This window comes from Blautia sp. OF03-15BH, assembly GCF_003463065.1.
Taxonomy (GTDB): domain Bacteria; phylum Bacillota; class Clostridia; order Lachnospirales; family Lachnospiraceae; genus Limivivens.
Map to the genome: position 1 here is coordinate 155,204 of NZ_QSCM01000003.1, position 19,367 is coordinate 174,570.

General features: G+C 49.6%; 18 protein-coding genes and 1 riboswitch. All 18 genes read right to left on the reverse strand.

Features of this window, described 5'->3' with window-relative positions; all coding sequences use genetic code 11:
* Positions 1-60: 60 nt before the first annotated feature.
* The gene (pckA, locus tag DXA57_RS04985) at positions 61-1,665 is read right to left on the reverse strand and encodes a phosphoenolpyruvate carboxykinase (ATP) (protein WP_117765473.1); all 1,605 of its coding nucleotides are present in this window, start codon (positions 1,663-1,665) and stop codon (positions 61-63) included.
* 179 nt (positions 1,666-1,844) lie between these two features.
* The gene (locus DXA57_RS04990) at positions 1,845-2,486 is read right to left on the reverse strand and encodes a YoaK family protein (protein ID WP_117765475.1); all 642 of its coding nucleotides are present in this window, start codon (positions 2,484-2,486) and stop codon (positions 1,845-1,847) included.
* A gap of 163 nt (positions 2,487-2,649) precedes the next feature.
* Positions 2,650-3,210, reverse strand: coding sequence for a Fe-S-containing hydro-lyase (locus DXA57_RS04995; protein ID WP_117765234.1), 561 nt, complete (start codon positions 3,208-3,210; stop codon positions 2,650-2,652).
* Positions 3,211-3,212: 2 nt separating this feature from the next.
* A complete protein-coding gene (locus tag DXA57_RS05000) occupies positions 3,213-4,055 on the reverse strand; it encodes a fumarate hydratase (RefSeq protein ID WP_117765236.1) in 843 nt (280 codons plus the stop codon).
* 29 nt (positions 4,056-4,084) lie between these two features.
* Positions 4,085-5,698: an FAD-dependent oxidoreductase gene (locus DXA57_RS05005; RefSeq protein ID WP_117765238.1), complete on the reverse strand. Its 1,614-nt coding sequence runs from the start codon at positions 5,696-5,698 to the stop codon at positions 4,085-4,087.
* A 14-nt stretch (positions 5,699-5,712) separates the two neighbouring features.
* Positions 5,713-6,390 carry a 2Fe-2S iron-sulfur cluster-binding protein gene (locus DXA57_RS05010; RefSeq protein WP_117765240.1) on the reverse strand — a complete coding sequence of 226 codons (678 nt, stop codon included), beginning with the start codon at positions 6,388-6,390 and terminating at the stop codon, positions 5,713-5,715.
* Positions 6,391-6,413: 23 nt separating this feature from the next.
* Positions 6,414-7,268: an FAD/NAD(P)-binding protein gene (locus DXA57_RS05015; RefSeq protein ID WP_117765242.1), complete on the reverse strand. Its 855-nt coding sequence runs from the start codon at positions 7,266-7,268 to the stop codon at positions 6,414-6,416.
* Entirely contained in the window at positions 7,265-8,326 is a 1,062-nt protein-coding gene (locus DXA57_RS05020; protein WP_117765244.1) for a 4Fe-4S dicluster domain-containing protein, read from the reverse strand. Before DXA57_RS05020 ends, DXA57_RS05015 begins: the two co-directional genes overlap by 4 nt.
* A gap of 3 nt (positions 8,327-8,329) precedes the next feature.
* Positions 8,330-9,304 (reverse strand): 4Fe-4S dicluster domain-containing protein, encoded by a 975-nt coding sequence (locus DXA57_RS05025; RefSeq protein WP_117765246.1) that lies wholly within the window; start codon positions 9,302-9,304, stop codon positions 8,330-8,332.
* A complete protein-coding gene (locus DXA57_RS05030) occupies positions 9,292-9,735 on the reverse strand; it encodes a hydrogenase iron-sulfur subunit (protein WP_117765248.1) in 444 nt (147 codons plus the stop codon). The genes DXA57_RS05025 and DXA57_RS05030 overlap by 13 nt, the downstream gene beginning before the upstream one ends.
* Positions 9,726-11,714: a CoB--CoM heterodisulfide reductase iron-sulfur subunit A family protein gene (locus DXA57_RS05035; protein WP_117765250.1), complete on the reverse strand. Its 1,989-nt coding sequence runs from the start codon at positions 11,712-11,714 to the stop codon at positions 9,726-9,728. Before DXA57_RS05035 ends, DXA57_RS05030 begins: the two co-directional genes overlap by 10 nt.
* Before the next feature lie 4 nt (positions 11,715-11,718).
* Positions 11,719-12,105: a 4Fe-4S dicluster domain-containing protein gene (locus DXA57_RS05040; RefSeq protein ID WP_117765252.1), complete on the reverse strand. Its 387-nt coding sequence runs from the start codon at positions 12,103-12,105 to the stop codon at positions 11,719-11,721.
* Complete coding sequence (locus DXA57_RS05045; RefSeq protein WP_117765477.1) at positions 12,102-12,899, reverse strand: CoB--CoM heterodisulfide reductase iron-sulfur subunit B family protein; 798 nt, start codon at positions 12,897-12,899, stop codon at positions 12,102-12,104. The genes DXA57_RS05040 and DXA57_RS05045 overlap by 4 nt, the downstream gene beginning before the upstream one ends.
* Positions 12,900-12,978: 79 nt before the next feature.
* The gene (locus DXA57_RS05050; RefSeq protein WP_117765254.1) at positions 12,979-13,926 is read right to left on the reverse strand and encodes an L-lactate dehydrogenase; all 948 of its coding nucleotides are present in this window, start codon (positions 13,924-13,926) and stop codon (positions 12,979-12,981) included.
* A 224-nt stretch (positions 13,927-14,150) separates the two neighbouring features.
* Positions 14,151-14,341, reverse strand: a riboswitch (cobalamin riboswitch).
* Between the two features lie 80 nt (positions 14,342-14,421).
* A complete protein-coding gene (locus DXA57_RS05055) occupies positions 14,422-15,069 on the reverse strand; it encodes a DUF3786 domain-containing protein (protein WP_117765256.1) in 648 nt (215 codons plus the stop codon).
* Between the two features lie 9 nt (positions 15,070-15,078).
* The gene (locus DXA57_RS05060) at positions 15,079-16,179 is read right to left on the reverse strand and encodes an LCP family protein (protein WP_158571236.1); all 1,101 of its coding nucleotides are present in this window, start codon (positions 16,177-16,179) and stop codon (positions 15,079-15,081) included.
* A gap of 288 nt (positions 16,180-16,467) precedes the next feature.
* On the reverse strand, positions 16,468-16,731 hold the full coding sequence (locus tag DXA57_RS05065; protein ID WP_117765260.1) for a heavy-metal-associated domain-containing protein: 264 nt from the start codon (positions 16,729-16,731) through the stop codon (positions 16,468-16,470).
* A gap of 28 nt (positions 16,732-16,759) precedes the next feature.
* The gene (locus DXA57_RS05070) at positions 16,760-19,327 is read right to left on the reverse strand and encodes a heavy metal translocating P-type ATPase (protein WP_117765262.1); all 2,568 of its coding nucleotides are present in this window, start codon (positions 19,325-19,327) and stop codon (positions 16,760-16,762) included.
* Between the last annotated feature and the right edge of the window lie 40 nt (positions 19,328-19,367).

The following is a 19,367-nucleotide window of genomic DNA, read 5'->3' on the forward strand; positions in this document are numbered from 1 at the left end:
AAATCCGGGTGCGGAAAATCCGCACCCGGTAAAATATCATCTATTTTGTTTGATCTGTCATTAAGCCTGCGGACCAGCAGAAACAAGAGCTTTACCAGCTGCATTTCCTTCGTATTTAGCGAAGTTCTTAACAAATCTTGCAGCCAGATCCTTAGCTTTGGTCTCCCACTCGGAAGCGTCAGCGTAGGTATCTCTCGGGTCAAGGATATGGGAATCAACACCCGGAAGCGCTGTCGGAACCTCGAAGTTGAAGAACGGGATCTTCTTGGTCTCTGCTTTCAGGATATCTCCATTCAGGATTGCATCAATGATACCACGGGTATCTTTGATGGAGATACGTTTGCCGGTACCATTCCATCCGGTGTTAACCAGGTATGCTTTTGCTCCGCTCTTCTCCATTTTCTTAACGAGCTCTTCTGCGTATTTGGTCGGATGCAGCTCCAGGAAAGCCTGTCCGAAGCAAGCAGAGAAGGTCGGGGTCGGCTCGGTGATTCCACGCTCGGTTCCTGCAAGTTTTGCAGTGAAGCCGGACAGGAAGTAGTACTGAGTCTGCTCCGGAGTCAGTACAGATACCGGCGGAAGTACACCGAATGCATCTGCAGACAGGAAGATTACATTCTTAGCTGCCGGTGCGGAAGAGATCGGGCGAACGATGTTCTGAATGTGGTTGATCGGATAAGATACACGGGTATTCTCGGTTACGCTCTTATCAGCGAAATCGATCTTGCCGTTCTCGTCCAGGGTTACGTTCTCAAGAAGAGCGTTTCTCTTGATGGCATTGTAGATATCCGGCTCGGAATCTTTATCCAGGTTGATAACTTTTGCGTAGCAGCCACCCTCGTAGTTGAATACGCCCTTGTCATCCCAGCCGTGCTCGTCATCACCGATGAGGAGACGTTTCGGGTCGGTAGAAAGGGTGGTCTTACCTGTTCCGGACAGACCGAAGAAGATAGCGGTGTTCTCACCGTTCTTATCGGTGTTTGCAGAGCAGTGCATGGAAGCGATGCCCTTCAGCGGCAGGTAGTAGTTCATCATGGAGAACATACCTTTTTTCATCTCTCCACCGTACCAGGTGTTTACGATAACCTGCTCACGGCTGGTGATGTTAAACATAACAGCGGTCTCAGAATTCAGACCCAGCTCTTTATAATTCTCAACTTTTGCTTTGGAAGCGTTGTAAACTACGAAATCCGGCTCGAAGTCTTTCAGTTCTTCCTCTGTCGGACGGATGAACATATTGGTTACAAAGTGAGCCTGCCAAGCAACCTCAACGATGAAACGGATTGCCATACGGGTATCTGCGTTCGCACCACAGAAAGCATCTACAACAAACAGTCTCTTGTTGGAGAGCTCTTTCTGTGCGATCTCCTTAACGGCTTTCCATGCTTCCTGGCTTGCCGGATGGTTGTCGTTCTTATACTCGTCAGATGTCCACCATACCGTATCTTTGGAATTCTCATCCATAACGATGAATTTGTCTTTAGGAGAACGGCCTGTATAGATGCCAGTCATAACATTTACTGCGCCCAGCTCACTGACCTGTCCTTTTTCGTATCCTTCCAGACCTGCTTTGGTCTCCTCTTCGAATAAAGTTTCATAAGAAGGGTTATATACGATCTCTGTGGTTCCGGTAATGCCATACTTGCTTAAATTGATCTCTGCCATCTTACATTTAACCTCTTTTCTTTCATAGTAATATGACCACCTGCCAAATAAAGCAGGCTTTTCATTATTCATCAGGAAACGAACTCCTCGTTTCCCTTTTTATATTATACATATTTAACTCGCAAAAGCAATAAATTTTTTTTGATTTTTTTTTAACAAAATATAAATTTTTCGGGAATTCATATCTTTTCATAAAACATCATGAGGAAACTGATCAGTAAAAATCCGCAGCATACCCAGATCATCCGGATTCCATAATGGATGGAAAGATTTCCGCCAAGACCTGCTCCCACTGCAAAAAGAAGAATAATTCCGAAGTAATAGAAGGCTTTTCGGATATCATCCGTTTTATGTTCGCGGAAGTAAGCGGAAATAGCCGCCGTACCGCTTCTCAGATTTCCGATGCACATGGTACTGGCGTAGGAATAACCATGCACCTTCCGAAAGCTCTGTACCTGCATGGCACAGGCAAAGGATACCAGTGTGGTCGCCAGCATATCCAGTTCTCTCGGCACAAAGCCAACAATAAAAAGAAGAAGGATCTCCAGGAGAAGAATGCCCTGCCTCCAGTGAAGTTTCTTTGAGTAACGGTATTTTCCCTGGATTTTCTCCGCCACCCAGACACCAATGGCAAAGGACAGAACGGGAAGCAGATACCGCAGTCCGTTCATCCACTCTCCTGCCATGAGATGCTGGCTCATAAGCACGACGTTTCCGGTCTGTGCATTGGAAAATACTTCATTTCGGACATTATAGGTATAAGCATCCTGAAAACCGCCGGACAATGCCAGAAATGCGCTGTTACGAAAAGCTTCTGACATCTGCCGTTCATTTTCATCATCAAAAAGATGAAGGTGATCCTGAAACTGACTGGATTTTTCTTCCTGCCCGTTGTGCTGTTGCTGCATAATAAAGACTCCTATCTAAGTATTTTTTGAAAGCCTGGCCGCCGAATGGGAAGCCAGGCTTTTTTATTTTACCCGATTATTTCTTATTTGCCAAGTAGGCTTCTCTTCCTTCTTTGTAAAGGTCGTTGCCCTCACAGTCAATGATGACTACCAGGGGCATATCTTCCACATAAAGCTTCCGGAGTGCCTCTGCGCCCAGATCTTCATACGCGATAAGCTCTGCTTTTTTGATACATTTTGCCAGGAGAGCGCCAGCTCCGCCGATGGCTCCGAAGTAAACGCCGCTGTATTTCTTCATGGCTTCCACAACCTCCGGAAGACGGGCTCCCTTACCGATCATGCCTCTGGCTCCCACAGACATCATGGTGGGGGCGTAAGCGTCCATTCGTCCGCTGGTGGTCGGACCTGCGGAACCGATGACTGCGCCGGGTTTTGCCGGGGTCGGACCTACATAGTAGATCGTCGCGTCTGTCGGGTCAAAGGGAATCTTCTCTCCTCTTGCCAGAGCCTCGCACATTCTCTTGTGGCCTGCGTCTCTGGATGTATAAATGGTACCTGTCAGGAGCACCTGATCTCCTGCGTGAAGGGTTTTAGCCAGTTCCTCGGTCAGAGGAAGGGTGATATGTCTTCTCTCCATGATCAGATCACCTCCGTTTTATGGCGTGTCACATGGCAGTTGATATTGACTGCACAGGGCATACCGGCAATATGAGTGGGCATGGTTTCAATGTTCAGTCCGATGGCTGTGGTCTTTCCGCCAAAGCCCTGAGGTCCGATACCAAGCTGGTTGACTTTTTCAAGCATCTCATCCTCAAGATCTGCATAAAACGGATCCGGATTGTGGGAATCCAGCGGACGCATCAGTGCTTTCTTTGCAAGAAGGGCACATTTATCAAAGGTTCCGCCGATACCAACTCCGACTACCATCGGCGGGCAGGGGTTGGGGCCTGCGGTCTCTACCACTTCCAGAATGAAGTCTTTGATTCCCTGAAGGCCAGCGGAGGGTTTGAACATACGGATCATACTCATGTTCTCGCTTCCGAAGCCTTTCGGGCCAACAGTGACTTTCACATTTTCTCCGGGAACAATCTCTGTGTAAATCATGGCCGGTGTGTTATCGCCAGTGTTTCCACGGCGAACCGGGTCTTTTACGACAGATTTGCGAAGGTAGCCGTTTGTATATCCGCGGCGTACGCCCTCGTTGATGGCATCGGTGAGATCTCCTCCAACGAAATGTACATCCTGTCCGATTTCCAGGAAAACACAGGCCATTCCTGTATCCTGGCAGATGGGTACACACTCCTGATCTGCAATGTCAAAGTTTTTAATGATATCGTCCAGAACACCTTTGGCAATCTCGCCGTCCTCGCAGGCACGGCAGGTTGTAATGGCGTCTTTTACGTCTTTGGGAAGATGTTCATTTGCTTCGATACAGAGTTTTTCGATGACATCTGTAAGTCTGCTTACTTCTACTTCACGCATTTTGGTAAGCTCCCTTCTTTTTTCTATTTTTAGCGCTGTTCGTGACGGGCATAGTTCGGAAGCAGCATCGGAGATACCTTATGGGTGTCAAGGCCTGCCTCTTTCAGCTCCTCTGCATATTCTGTCACATGATTCAAGTTCGGGGTACCAAGTTCTACCTCTTTGCATTTTGCAGCTGCTTTCTTACCGGCATTTCTTCCGAATACAATGACATCCAGAAGAGAGTTGCCCATCAGTCTGTTTCTTCCGTGGATTCCACCGGCTGCCTCTCCTGCAACCAGAAGATTCGGGATTGCGGTTGAGAAGCCGTCTCCGTCGATATCCAGGCCACCGTTCTGGTAGTGAAGGGTCGGATAGATCACGATGGGAACTTTTCTCATATCAATGCCGTAGTTCATGTACATACGGAACATAGCCGGGATTCTCTTCTCGATGGTTCCCTCGCCTCCGAGGATCTCGATCATCGGAGTATCGAGCCATACGCCCTTAAGTCCGCCCGGTACTTCCACGCCGCGGCCTTCCTGGCACTCACGGATAACGCCGGAAGCATTGACGTCACGGGTTTCCAGCGGATGAATGTAAGCTTCTCCGTTTGCATTGACCAGCTGTGCGCCAACGGAACGAACCTTCTCCGTTACCAGAGCGCCAAGGATCTGGGACGGATAAATGGCGCCTGTCGGATGGTACTGGATGGAATCCTGATAAAGAAGGCCTGCGCCTGCCCGGTAACCAAGTACCAGTCCGTCTGCGGTTGCACCGTAGTGGTTGGAGGTCGGGAAGCCCTGGTAATGCATTCTTCCTGCGCCGCCGGTTGCAATGACAACGGTCTTTGCTCTTGCAACGGAGTAGTCACCGGTCTCCATGTTCAGAAGAACCGCACCGGCTACCTGGCCTTTTTCGTCCTTCAGAAGCTCGACAGCGGAAGTAAACTCAACCACCGGAATGCCAAGGTTGATGACCTCGTCACGGATGGTACGCATGATCTCAGATCCGGAATAGTCTTTTGCAGCGTGCATTCTCTTTCTGGAGGTTCCGCCGCCGTGAGTCGTAATCATGGTTCCGTCTTCTGCTTTATCAAACTCAACGCCGAGCCCGTTCAGCCATTTGATGGCATCCGGAGCTTCCATAACCAGTCTCTTTACGAGTTCCGGTTTTGCTGCGAAGTGGCCGCCGCCGAAGCAGTCCAGATAATGCTGTACCGGAGAATCATTCTCCTTGTCAGCTGCCTGGATGCCGCCCTCTGCCATCATGGTATTGGCATCACCGATACGAAGCTTCGTGACGATCATAACATCAGCGCCTGCATTGTGGGCCTCAATGGCACAGGAAGAGCCTGCTCCGCCGCCGCCGATCACCAGCACATCCACGTCATAATCGATTTTTGTAAGATCGATCTTCTCATTCATCAGACGGCTGGTGGAATGAAGCATTTCTGCCAGCTCCAACGGAGCCTTCTGACCTTTATTCGGACCTACTTTGATCTCTGCAAATGCATTCGGGTTATAATCAGGATGGAATTTTTCAAGAAGAGCGTCCTTCTCCTCAGCGGTGAGACGTCTCGGCTCTGTTGCCATACGCTCCGCTCTTGTAGCCTCTACCTTTTTGATGGATTCCATCATATTTTCTGGATATGGTGCATACATGTTTTACGCCCTCCCTATTTCTCAATCTCTCTGCTATTGTAAAGTTCCTGCATTTCTGTGATCGGTTTCTGCATGATTTGCTCGATCAGATCGTCATACTTGCCTTCGTGGATCTCTTCCACACGTTTGGTCAGATGTTTTGCTTCCGGAGCAATGTATTTTCCGGTCAGACGTCTGGCCAGAAGGCCTACCATCGGATGGGAAATTCCAGCCGGGCAGCGCACGGAACAGCAGCCGCAGCTTACGCAGTCGAAGGAAGCCTCCGCACATTTCTCAAGCTCGCCTCTCTGGGCGTATGCGATATACTGCATAACGTTCAGATCCTGGGTGCAGGCTTTGGTACAGGCATTACAGCCGATGCAGCTGTAGATCTCCGGATAGAGTTCCATCATCACCTGCTGGTTGGGTTTCAGATCTTCGATATTGTAAGTTCTCTTGTCGGTGGGGAAGAAGGGAATGCTTGCCACATACATGCCTTCCTGTACCTGGGTCTGACAGGCCAGACAGGTTTTCAGCTCATTCTCTCCCTTGATGCGGTAGATGGTTGCACAGGCGCCGCAGAAGCCGTGACGGCAGCCGCAGCCTCTCTTTAAGGTGTATCCGGCATACTCCATGGCGGTCATGATGGTGAGATCTGCGGGAACACTGTATTTTTTACCGAAAAAATATACGTTTACCATATTATTTTCCATTTTGGGTTCCAGTCCTTTCTATATCAATACTCATTCGGAAGCTCGTCCAGCTGATCGAAACGGAATACAGGGCCATCTTTGCAGACATATTTGGAGCCTACATTGCAGCGGCCGCATTTTCCGATACCGCATTTCATACGGAGCTCCAGTGTGGTGTATACCTGCTCCTCGGAGAAGCCCATCTCTTTTAAACCGGCCAGCACGAATTTAATCATGATTGGCGGTCCGCAGAGAAGTGCGGTTTTGTCCGTTGAAAAGCCGATCTCTTTCAGATAGGAAGGAACGAAGCCCACATGGCCATCCCATCCTTCCTGCTCCCGGTCAATGGTCAGGTATACGTTGACACCCGGAGCTTTCTGCCAGACTTCCTGGATCTCTTTTAACTGAACCAGATCGTCTGCAGAACGGGAACCGTATAAAATATCCACCGTACCGTAATTCTCTCTGTTGTGAAGCACATAGTTGATAACGGAACGGAGCGGAGCCAGTCCGATACCACCGGCGATGAAGAGAAGGTTCTGACCCTTCAGTTCTGTCTCCACCGGGAAATGATTTCCGTAAGGTCCGCGGACGGTGATCTCATCGCCCACATTGAGGCTGTGGAGATAATCCGTTAGCTTTCCGCATTTTTTGATACTGAATTCCTGGTACTCTTTTACCGTCGGAGAAGAAGTAATGGAAAACATTCCTTCGCTGACGCCCGGCACGCAGATCATCGCGCACTGGCCCGGCATATGCTCAAAAAGCTTGCCTCCCTCGGGTGCTTCCACGCGGAAGGTTTTGACATCCGGAGTCTCCTGACGGATATCGGTGATCACGCCAACCTTCGGGATCAGGGTGTCCAGGGTATAGTTTGTATGACAGGTACATTCACTCATTCTTTGGCACCTCCCTGTTTTTCAAAGGCCTTGATGACCTTTACGATATTTAAGGATGAAGGACATTTCTCCACACAGCGGCCGCAGCCTACGCAGGAATACATGCCGTTGTTGTTTGCCGGGAAATAAACCAGCTTGTGCATGAAACGCTGACGGAAACGCTGCATCTGGCTGTTACGGTTGTTGCCGTGAGCCATCATCGTAAAGTCGGAGTACATGCAGGAATCCCAGCAGCGGTAACGCTGGATGCCATGTCCGGTATCGTAATCTTTGATATCATAGCACTGACAGGTAGGGCACACGAAGGTACAGGTACCGCAGGCCAGGCAGGGATGGTAAAGCTCCTCCCAGACAGGGGAATTGAATCTTTCCATCATGTCATCCCCGTTCCAGCCTTCCAGGGAAAGATGGGTGTAGGGAAGTTTCTCCACGATGGCGCGGACAGTCTCTTTCTGAGCCTCCACCTTTGCTTCGTCTGTGTTCTCTGCCTCTGTGAGAACATCTTTCACAGCTTCCAGAAGAGCCGTTCCTTTTTCCGTAACGGCTTTGAGATAGAGAGTATCCTCAACAAACCAGGCAGCCACATCCACAAGACCTTCTGCTGCCGTCTCCGGCTCGGTGCAGTCCACGCCGAAGACCTTACAGAAACAGGTCTCCTCGGGTTCGCCGCAGGCCAGGGAAACGATAGTTCCGTGCTCTCTTCTGGCTGCATAGAAGGTATCCACTGGATCTGCCAGGAAGACTTTATCCAGTACCTGAACGCCCTTCACATCACAGGGACGCATGCCGAATACCACGAATTTCTGCTCCTGAAGCTTCTCGGGCTTGATGGTGATCTTGCGGTCCTTCTCTACGCAGGTATAGAGGTTCTCACTCTGAGGAAAAAATACATCTTTGGGAGATTTGACTGTCTTGAGCACAGTCAGATCCGTCTCAAGCTCTTCACGGTAGGGGGCGAAATTCACCTGCTCGCCGACCTTCTCCGGCAGGAACAGTTCCTGATTTTTCGCGATCTCACGGTAAAGGGTCTGAAGGTTTTCTTTTGCGATCTTATACATCCGTTATCCCCTTTCTCCCACAATGCTGGGCTCTACATCTTCTGTGGTGTAAGAGGTCAGAGGCATCGGACTTACCGCATCCTCTCCTGCCTGATACTCGCCATAGAAATCGTCGATATCCTTGATAAATTTCCGGTTAAAGAGATGAAGGGGAATACCCTGGGGACAAACACGGCTGCACTCGCCACAGTCCGTACAGCGGCCGGCCACATGGAAAGCGCGGATGATGTGGAACATCTTCTCCTCGAAGGAGTCCACATTTGCCTTCTGGGCACTGTCAAACTTGTCGCTGTCGAAGACACATTTCCGGCAGCTGCATGCGGGACAGACGTTCCGGCAGGCATTACAGCGGATACATTTGCTGAGTTCCTTCTGGAAGAAAGCAAACTTCTCAGCCGGGCTCATAGCCTCGATCTTCTCGATCTCTGCGAAACGGTCTGCATCCTTTGTATCCTTGGACTCGCCGATCTCCTCGTCGAAGATCTTGTGCTCTTTGCCTTTACAGGTATGGCATCTTCCCAGCATGGCATCTTTATAGGAAACGCTCTTCTCTCCGTAAAGAGTCTCCACGGTAAGCATCTCGCACTCATCGGAGATCTCAGCGCCCGTAATCTTCTGGATTCCCTTGATTCCCTGGGCTTTGATCTTCTCGATGTCGAGCTTTCCTTTACAGCCAACGCCGATGATGTAAGCTTTGTCCCGGTCTACCCGGTGCTCTTTGAGCAGCTGGTTGAAACTGTAGGTATCGCAGGGTTTCAGGAAGACCAGGGTCTTTCCTTCCTTCTTGGATGCCTCGATCATATATTTGCTTAAGTTGGCTCCGCAGAAGCCATTATATACGAAATCTTTTAAATCTTCTTCGTTCTCGAAGTAAGCCGGTTCCGGATTGTAGGGCAGGTCTCCGGCTTTCCATCCCAGCACACGAACTACGGTGCCGTCGCCAAGAAGCTCTTTTGCGCGTTCGATCAGTTCCTGCATCTTAAATCCTCCAGTCTTACATTCTTTCCGAGAGAACGTACCTTTTCCACAAACTCGTTCATGGTCTGGGAAAATTTCACACCCTCAGCGGCGGATACCCATTCCACACGGGTACGGCCGTTTTCCACGCCGATGAAGTCCAGCATGGAGAACAGAAGGGTCATACGTCTTCTCGCATAATAGTTTCCTGTGGTGTAATGGCAGTCACCGGGGTGGCAGCCGCACAGGATCACGCCGTCCGCACCTTTCTCAAAGGCCCGGAGGATGAACATGGGGTTGACACGGCAGGAACAGGGTACACGGATGATCTTTACGTCTGCCGGATAGGAGAGACGGCTGCTTCCTGCCAGATCGGCTCCTGCATAACTGCACCAGTTACAGCAGAACGCCACAATTTTCGGTCTGAATTCTTCGTTTGATTCTATCGACATATCGCATCCACCTCCGCAATAATCTGTCTGTTGGAGAAGCCCTGAAGGTCCATGGCTCCGGACGGGCAGGCCACTGTGCAGGCACCGCAGCCCTGGCAGAGTGCGCTGTTGACTGCTGCCACCCGGCGAACCTCACGGATTCCGTGATCGTTAACTTCTTTTTCCTCATAGGAAATTGCTCCATAGGGGCATACATTTGCACAGGTAGAACAGCCGTTACAAAGCAGCTGGTCCGGTTTTGCCGTGCATGCATTGGTGCGGAGCTTATCTTTGGCAAGAAGGCCGATGGCTTTGACAGCCGCCGCTCCGGCCTGGGCTACAGTCTCCGGGATATCTTTCGGTCCCTGGCAGACACCGGACAGGAAAACACCTGCGGTGGGAGATTCCACCGGACGAAGCTTCGGATGTGCCTCTGTGAGGAAATTGTTATTGTCGATGCTGGCAGTCAGCATGGTTGCCAGTTTTCTCACGGAAGGATCCGGCTCGATCGCTGTGGCAAGAACGACCATATCTGCATTCATCAGGATCTGCTTATTATCCAGAAGATCCACACCCTGAACGAGAAGCTGTCCATCCGGCTGCGGGATCACTTTTCCTACCTGGCCTTTGATGTAGTTGACATGATACTCTTCCACCGCTCTCCGGTAAAACTCATCGAAGTTTTTACCAGGTGTACGCACATCAATATAGAAAACAGTCACATTGACATCCGGATATTTGTCACGGATCAGCATGGCATGCTTTGCCGTATACATACAGCAGATCTTGGAACAATAACTCTTTCCTCTGCTGTCTGCACAACGGCTTCCCACACACTGAATGAAAACCATATTTTTCGGTGCTTTTCCATCGGAAAGACGCTCCAGATGGCCTTTGGTCGGACCGGCTGCATTCATGATACGCTCCAGTTCCAGAGATGTGATGACATCCTTGCTCTGGCTGTAAGCATATTCATCGTACTGATCCAGTTTGATCGTATCGAAACCGGTTGCTACCACAATTGCTCCGTACTTTTCACTGATGATCTCATCCTTCTGCTCATAATCGATTGCACCTGCCTGGCAGACTTTGGAGCAGACACCACATTTTCCGGTCTTGAATTTGATACAGTTTTCACGGTCGATCACCGGTACATTCGGGATTGCCTGAGCAAACGGAGTATAGATTGCAGTACGGTTTCCAAGACCTCTGTTGAATTCACTGGGAATCTTTTTGCTCGGGCATTTTTCCTGACAGACACCACAGCCCGTACATTTACTCATATCCACACTTCTGGCTTTTTTTCGGATCTCTACTGTGAAATCGCCGACAAAACCGGAGATTTTTTCTACTTCACTGTAAGTATAGATATGAATCTTCTCATGAGCATTAGCCTCTACCATTTTAGGAGTCAGGATACAGGCAGAACAGTCCAGAGTCGGGAAGGTCTTGTCCAGCTGAGACATTCTTCCGCCGATACTCGGAGTCTTCTCTACGATGTCTACTTCGTAGCCTGCATCTGCAATGTCAAGAGCACTCTGGATACCGGCAATACCGCCTCCGATCACAAGAGCTCTCTTGGTAACACGGCTCTCGCCCTCCTGAAGGGGCGCATCCAGATTTACCTTTGCAATGGATGCTCTGGCCAGGATCACAGCTTTCTTTGTTGCTTCCTCCATATCCTTATGGATCCAGGAACACTGCTCACGGATATTTGCAACTTCCAGCATATAAGGGTTCAGGCCGGCCTTTGCCACTGCCTTACGGAAGGTTGCCTCATGCATACGCGGGGAACAGGAACAGACAACAACGCCTGTGAGTTCTTTTTCCTTGATGGCCTGGATGATCTTCTCCTGTCCGGCTTCTGAACACATATACTGATAATCTTCTGCATGGACCACGCCAGGCTCCTGGCTGATGACTTCCACGACTTTTTTCACATCTACCGTTGCGGCGATATTGCTTCCGCAATGACAGACAAAAACTCCTATTCTCTGCATGTTTTCACCTCCTGTATCGTCTGAATGCACTTACCAGAAGCTGCTGTGGCAGTTCCGGATCAAGGAGTGACGGGATCTCATCTGCGGTAAGATAATTGCCGCCTTTTTCTCTCTCTACAAGCTGTCTTGCCGCATCGATGAGTTTTCCAGGTTTCACGTCTCTCGGACAACGCTCCACACAGGCAAAACAGGAAAGACATTTCCATAAGGATTTTGACTGTACCAGAGACTCAATGTCATCACGGAGTACATAAGAAACAAACTGATGCGGTTTGATGTCCATTTCATTAAAAGAGGGACAGGATGCCGAGCACTTGCCGCACTTCATACATCTGTAGGGATCCACTCCGCTGATCTTGCGGATCTCTTCTGCTCTGTTTTTCACACTCACGCTTCTGTCACCTCCTCTTTCACACCAAGAGCCTCAGCCAGAAGCTCTGTGAAATAATAGATCGGCGTTCCGTTTTCCGTGCTCTTCTTCAGGTTATACATACAGAGAGGACAGGCTGTGATCAGCATATCCGCGCCAAAGCCTTCTGCGCTTTCCAGGATCTTGTCACACATGTTTCTGGACATTTCCTTTTCCTTCAGGGAAATGTAACCGCCGCAGCATTCATTCCGGTAAGGATAAATCACCGGTTCCCCGCCCAAAGCACGGATCAGGTCTTCCATGATCTTCGGGTTTTCCGGATCATCAAACTGAAGGATCTTGCCCGGACGGAGCAGCAGACAGCCATAATAGGCGCCGATCTTTTTGCCCTTCAGAGGATTGACCACCTTTTCTTTTACCTTGTCAAAACCTACGCGGTCCCGTAAAACTTCAAGGAAGTGCAAAACTTCTGCCTCACCTTTATAAGGGGTATCCAGTTTCATATAATTGTTTGCCCGGGTCTGAATGTCTTCCACGTTTTTCATATCATCATTGACACGTTTCAGCACATGATGACAGGCGGAACAGACGGTAATGAGATCCTGGCCTTTTTCTTTTGCCGCATTGAGAGCACGTACAGAAGAAAGCTTCGTGGCAATTTCATCGCTGCCCAGAGGATAAACACCTCCGCAGCACTGCCAGTCTTCGATCTCCTCCAGCTCGAAACCCAGCGCCCTGGCGGAAACTCTGGCATAAGCATCCAGATCCTTCGCCTTGTTTTTCAGGGTACACCCTGGATAATAACTGTACTTCATGGTTTCCGTTATCCTTTCTTTTCCCTTTCTATGTAGAAGCGCCTCCACCATCTTTGCGACGGTAGAAACGCCTCTTTTTTTACAGTTCGATCTGGGAAATCACTTCTTTGAGGGAATCCGCACTCTTCTGAAGCTTCTTCACCTCTTCATCAGTCAGTTTTACGGGAATCTTACCCTGAACACCGTTGGGGCCAACCAGCGTCAGAGTACTCAACGCTACATCCTCAATGCCGTACTCCCCGTGAAGCACGGAAGAAACCGTAACGATGGAATCATATGCAGAAAGAAGAATCTCACAAAGCTTGCAGACAGATACGGAAACCGCATAGAAGGTAGCTCCCTTCTTAGCGATCACCACACCGCCGGACTTGTGGACATATTCCTCCATTCCATCCTTATCAAGCGGCTCCAGCTCCTTACCCAGATGTTTCATCATCTCGGCATAATCATCCAGGCCGGCGCCGGAAACATCCGCACAGGACCAGGGAACAAAGGAGGTATCTCCATGCTCACCGAATACATAGGCATGGATATTTTTCTGAGCCACTTCAAAATGCTCGGAAAGGCCGAAACGAAGTCTTGCCGTATCAAGCAGCGTACCGGAGCCAATGATCTGATTCTCCGGAAGACCAGAAATCTTTGTGAATACATAAGTCATGATATCCACCGGGTTGCTGACAATGATGTAGAGGGCATTCGGAGCCTCCTTCACGATCTGAGGAGTAATGCTCTTTAAGATATTCACGTTCGTCTGGGTCAGCTCGATTCGGGTCTGGCCAGGTTTTCTGGCGATTCCGGAAGTGATGATGACGATGTCGGAATCTTTTGCATCTTCATAATCTCCAGCCACAACAGAAATAGGATCACGGAAACAGGTACCCTGGACGATGTCCATCACCTCTCCCTCTACCTTTTCTTTGTTGATGTCAATCAGAACGATCTCTGATGCAATGTTGTTGTTGGAAAGATTGTACGCGATGGTAGATCCAACGCTTCCGGCTCCGATAATGGTAATTTTGCTGCTCATAGGCACTCCTTTCTCTTTACATTGTTATTTTTTTAACAATACGGGCATATACACCCGCTCTTTACTATTTTCAGAAAGTTTTTCCTTTCTGAACGTCCTTGATGAAACTGATAACTTTTACTTCTGGACATGGGTCATAAAGAAACAGTGTAAGACAGATCTGCTGTTTGAATGCAGACCTTATAAAGAGAGACACTCTCTGTGCAATTCTTCATGACTCGTAAAGAATTCGCCTTATATAAGCAGGTCTCCTGGCTTCGGCCCTGTGCTTTCTGATCCCTTCCCGCTCATGCAGTGGCGGCCTTACGGCCATTCAGAAAGCGAAACCTTCACAGTGACGGCATCGCATAAGCTTCTCACTTATTTCCCTATTATCCTTTCCATGACGAAAGGCACTTATATAAAATGTCTGAGAAAAATTTCTTTGTTATTATATGATATTGATATTTTTTTGTCAATGCTTTTTGCAAGAAAGACACGATTTTTGTATGGATTTTAATTCACTGCCCGCTCCATCTCTTCTTTTATGCGGGATAAAATATGCCCCATGACATAGAAGGCCGTTTCAAACCGGAGATAATCCAGCGTATTGTCATCCCACATAAATTTCAGTGTGCCCGGAAATTCTTCATCCGAATGCCAGAACTGAAAGATCACGGGAAGGAAATCAAAAACCGGCAGTCTTGCCGCTGCATCTCCGGGGTATTCTCTGATCCCGCCCAGGGCTTCCAGTGCCCTCTGGAGCTTTCCCGTATCCTGATCGAAGCTTTTTTCATAGGAAGCATAAAGCCCTGCTCCCGGTGCCGCCGCATAACGGGTGGATTTCATCCGGTCGATGGTATGGAAATTTCCGGAAAGATGGCAATCCTCTTTGGAGCAGCAAAGCACATCCAGGATGGACAGTGTCTCCTCAAAGCCTGCCGCCACAGGCACAAAACCGATTTTTTCTGACCGGTTCCTGTTCCACTCGATTTTTCCGTTTTTCCGGTTGATGCGGTAATCTCTTCCCACAAAGCGAAGATACAAAAAGGCTTCGTCCGCCTCCAGCTGAAATTTCCGGATCATCTTTTCCTGATCGTAGGCAAGAAAGCGCTGTTCTGCATCTTCTCTTGTTTTATCGTAGTTTGTTTTCTTTTCTCCCATGCTGTTCTCCTACTCCGTTTCTGTTTCGCTTTCGCTCTCTTTTTCCGTCTCTGCCACATTTCCGAAGACATCCACGCCATAGATAAACTGCTGGAGGTAACTGCTGTTTGCGGTAAGATCCGGGATCAAAACCTCCATGCCGGGTGCCAGCGTCACACAGTTATACGTTCCGTCCACCGGAATGCGGTAGCTTTCCAGTCCTTCGATGCTGCCGGTAAGCACGGTATAAATATAGCCTGCGACCTGACCGATGGAGAGGTCGGTTGTAAAGTTCGGAAAGATCTTGTAAGCCAGCCGGACGAGGTTAAACACGTTCATCTTTTTTGCTTTTTCATAGGCTGCCGTCAGAACCTTTCTCTGGCGTTCTGTCCGCTCCCAGTCGGAATTTCCGATAAAACGTGTCCGGGAATATGCCAGAAGCTGCGCCGGCGTCATGGAATTCATGCCTTCCTTCAGTTCCCAGCCGGTCTCATCCGTCTCGGAAAGATCGGAATGTTCATTCAGATAGTTTGCCTCCGTCGCATTGAGTTCAATGTCCAGATCCCCGAGAACAGAAAGCGCCTCCATAAAGCCGTCAAAATCCACTTCGATATTTCCGTCAATGTGAATGCCTAAATTTTCTTCAATGACTTCATCCAGCAGTTCCATGCCGCCAAACTGATAAGCTGCATTGATCCGGTTGTCTTTGTAGCCGGGGATCGGCACATAAAGGTCTCTCATGATCGAGGTCAGAACGATCTTTCCTTTTTCTTTGTTGACGCTGCAGATGATAATGGAGTCCGAACGCTGGCGGTCCTGCCCTTCCCGGCGGTCCTGTCCGATGAGAAGAAGATTGGAAACATCCTCATCTTCCATAACCTGAATGTCCGCATTTCCCCAGTCGATTGAATCCGCATCGAGACCGTCCTCACCGTCAGCTTCTGCTTTTTCTACATTTTCCAGAAGTTCCAGATCTTTTTGACTGTAGACGGTTTCCGCTTCTGTCTCTGTTTCGGTTTCCTCCGCACAGACAAAGGAACTGCCGCAAAAGCCCTGACTTACGGTCCCTGAAAAACAGGCTGCTGCAAGAAAGGCTGCACAAACTTTTTTCCATCTTCTGTTGTTTCTCATCGGTATCCTCCTGTATTCTTTTTCTTTTTGTAACTGTTCAGGACGTTCAAAACAACAGGCCACAGGTCTACGCGCTGCTTCGGTCGGTGCTAAACGAGTCCCACCGGGACTCAGCACCCCGCGCATTGCATGCGCTCTCGCTGCATTCGCAGCTTTTATCTGAGGCTAATGTTCTGAACTGTTATCGTCCATTATAATATATGGATTTTTTCTTGTCCATCAAAAAAGAAGACTGCCGGTGCCTGGTTTCAGGCACTGTGCAGTCTCCTTTTTCATACAGATCAAGTCCTATTCCGATTTTTTGAAGCGGGCAAAAAAGCCTTTTTTCTCATAGGGCTTTCTGGTAATGCCCGTCACGGTATAACCGGTCTTGTCAATGACTTCACGGATCTTTTCATCCGGAATGTCTTCTTCTGTCACGATCACGGTCTTACCTGCTCCATGGGAAGAAGAAACCTTTTTTACCGGAAAAGCGGTACGTACCGCATCATTTACGTGGCTCTCACACATGCCGCACATCATTCCGTCTACACCAACTGTGATTTCCTGCATTTTTCTGTTCCTCCTCTTTTGGCTCCATTCAGTCCAGTACCTTGTAACCTGCGTCTTCTACTGCTTTTTTCAGTACTTCTGCCGGTACCTCTTTGGAAAGGGTTACAACAGCAGTTCCTTTCTCGTGGCTTACCTCAGCGGCGGTTACGCCGTCGATCTCCTCCAGAACTTTTTTCACTCTGGCCTCGCAGTGCGGGCACATCATTCCTTCTACCTTCAGTGTCATTTTCTCACCTCCTTTATATGAAGCGGCAGTGCCGCCGTTTTCTTTGGTTTTCAAATGCTCCGTAAGAAGCGGTGCACTTCCAAGTGCGTCTTTCCTCTTTTTGTCCCGGCTGGCATCTCCCATTTTGAAAAGGTTCAGCCGCAGGGCATTTGTCACTACGCAGAAACTGGAAAGGCTCATAGCCGCAGCCCCGAACATGGGATTTAAGGTCCAGCCAAAGAGCGGGATCCAGATACCGGCTGCCAGGGGGATGCCAATGATATTGTAAATAAAAGCCCAGAACAGGTTTTCATGGATATTCCGGAGCGTCGCCCGGCTTAAACGGATGGCCGCCGGCACATCAGAAAGCCGGCTCTTCATCAGAACGATATCTGCCGCATCAATGGCGATATCTGTTCCGGCTCCAATGGCAATGCCGATATCAGCCCGCGTAAGAGCCGGTGCATCATTGATGCCGTCTCCTACCATGGCAACCCGGCCTTTTTTCTTCAATTCGCTGATGACTGCTTCCTTGCCATCGGGCAAAACGCCTGCCACCACTTCGTCCACACCGGCTTTTTTCCCGATTGCCCTAGCGGTCCTTTCGTTATCACCTGTCAGCATCACCACATGAATGCCCATATCCTTCAGTTCCCGGATGGCTCTCGGGCTGTCTTCCTTGAGGACATCTGCCACAGCGATGATCCCCAGCATCTTTCCGTCTTCTGCAAAGAAAAGCGGTGTCTTTCCTTCTTCGGAAAGAGCTGCTGCCTGTTCAGAAAAAGCAGCTGAAACAGCTGTCTTACTGCTGATAAAAGAAAGGTTGCCTCCTGCCAGCCTTTTTCCGTTGAGACTTCCGGTAAGACCATTTCCAGGAACCGCCTGGAAATCCGTAAGCTCCTGTTCGGAAAGCTGCCGCTCTTTTGCCAGCTCCAGAATGGCTTTTGCCAGAGGATGTTCACTTTTCTTTTCCAAAGCATACGCTTTTTTAAGAAGCTCTTCTTCCGTATACCCTGCCGCCGGAAGGATATCTGTCACCTTCGGTTCTCCGCTTGTGATGGTTCCGGTCTTATCAAGAGCCACGATCTGGAGCTTTCCTGTCTCTTCCAGAGAGACGGCCGTCTTAAACATAGTTCCATGTCTGGCCCCCATACCGTTTCCTACCATGATCGCCACCGGTGTTGCCAGTCCCAGCGCACAGGGACAGCTGATCACCAGAACAGAAATGCCTCTTGCCAGTGCAAAACCGATCTCTTTACCTGCCAGCAGCCATACCACGATGGTAAGCAGTGCAATGGTGATGACCGTCGGAACAAAGATGCCGGAAACCCGGTCTGCCACCTTTGCGATCGGTGCTTTCGTTGCTGCCGCATCGCTTACCATCCGGATGATCTGGGAAAGTGTCGTATCTTCACCGACACGGGTCGCTTCGCAGACCAGATAACCGGACTGGTTCAGAGTCGCTGCGGACACGGTATCCCCGGGAGCCTTGTCTGCCGGGATGCTCTCTCCGGTCAGAGCTGCTTCGTTGACGGCACTGCTTCCCTCCCGCACGATACCATCCACCGGTATATTTTCCCCTGGGCGTACCACGAAGAGATCACCGATCCGTACCTGCTCAATGGGCACTTCTTTTTCCACACCGTCTTTTCTTATCACTGCTGTCTTCGGTGCCAGCTTCATCAGGCTCTTGAGGGCGTCTGTCGTTTTTCCTTTTGAACGGGCTTCCAGCATTTTTCCGACTGTGATCAGTGTCAGGATCATTGCCGCAGACTCAAAGTAAAACTCATGCATGTAACGCATGACGGCATCCGTATCGCCACGAACCTGCGCCCCGGTCATGGCAAAGAGTGCATATACACTGTATACAAAGGACGCGGTAGAACCAAGTGCCACAAGCGTATCCATATTCGGTGCCCGGTGTGCCAGACTCCTGAAACCGCTGACAAAGAACTTCTGGTTCACCACCATGACCGCTATGGTAAGGAGCAGCTGTACCAGCCCCATGGCGATATGATTTCCATCAAAGAAAGGCGGCAAAGGCCAGCCCCACATCATATGACCCATGGAAAAATACATCAGCGGAAGCAGAAGGCAGACGGAAACAAGAAGTCTTTTTTTCATCTTTGGTGTCTCCGTATCCTTCAGCATGGACTCGTATTCTGAAGCTCCGCTTCCTTTTTTTCCCTCCGTACCCTTTAAGGCTGCGCCGTAGCCGGCCTCCGTCACGGCTGCAATGACTGCTTCCGGAGAAGCACTTCCTTCCACTCCCATGGAATTGGTCAGAAGGCTCACCGAGCAGGAAGTCACACCCGGGACTTTGGATACCGCTTTCTCTACCCGGGCACTGCAGGCGGCGCAGCTCATACCGGTCACATTGTATTGTTCCATCTGAAATCTCTCCTTTCCGCCAGCGAGGACGAATTTTCAT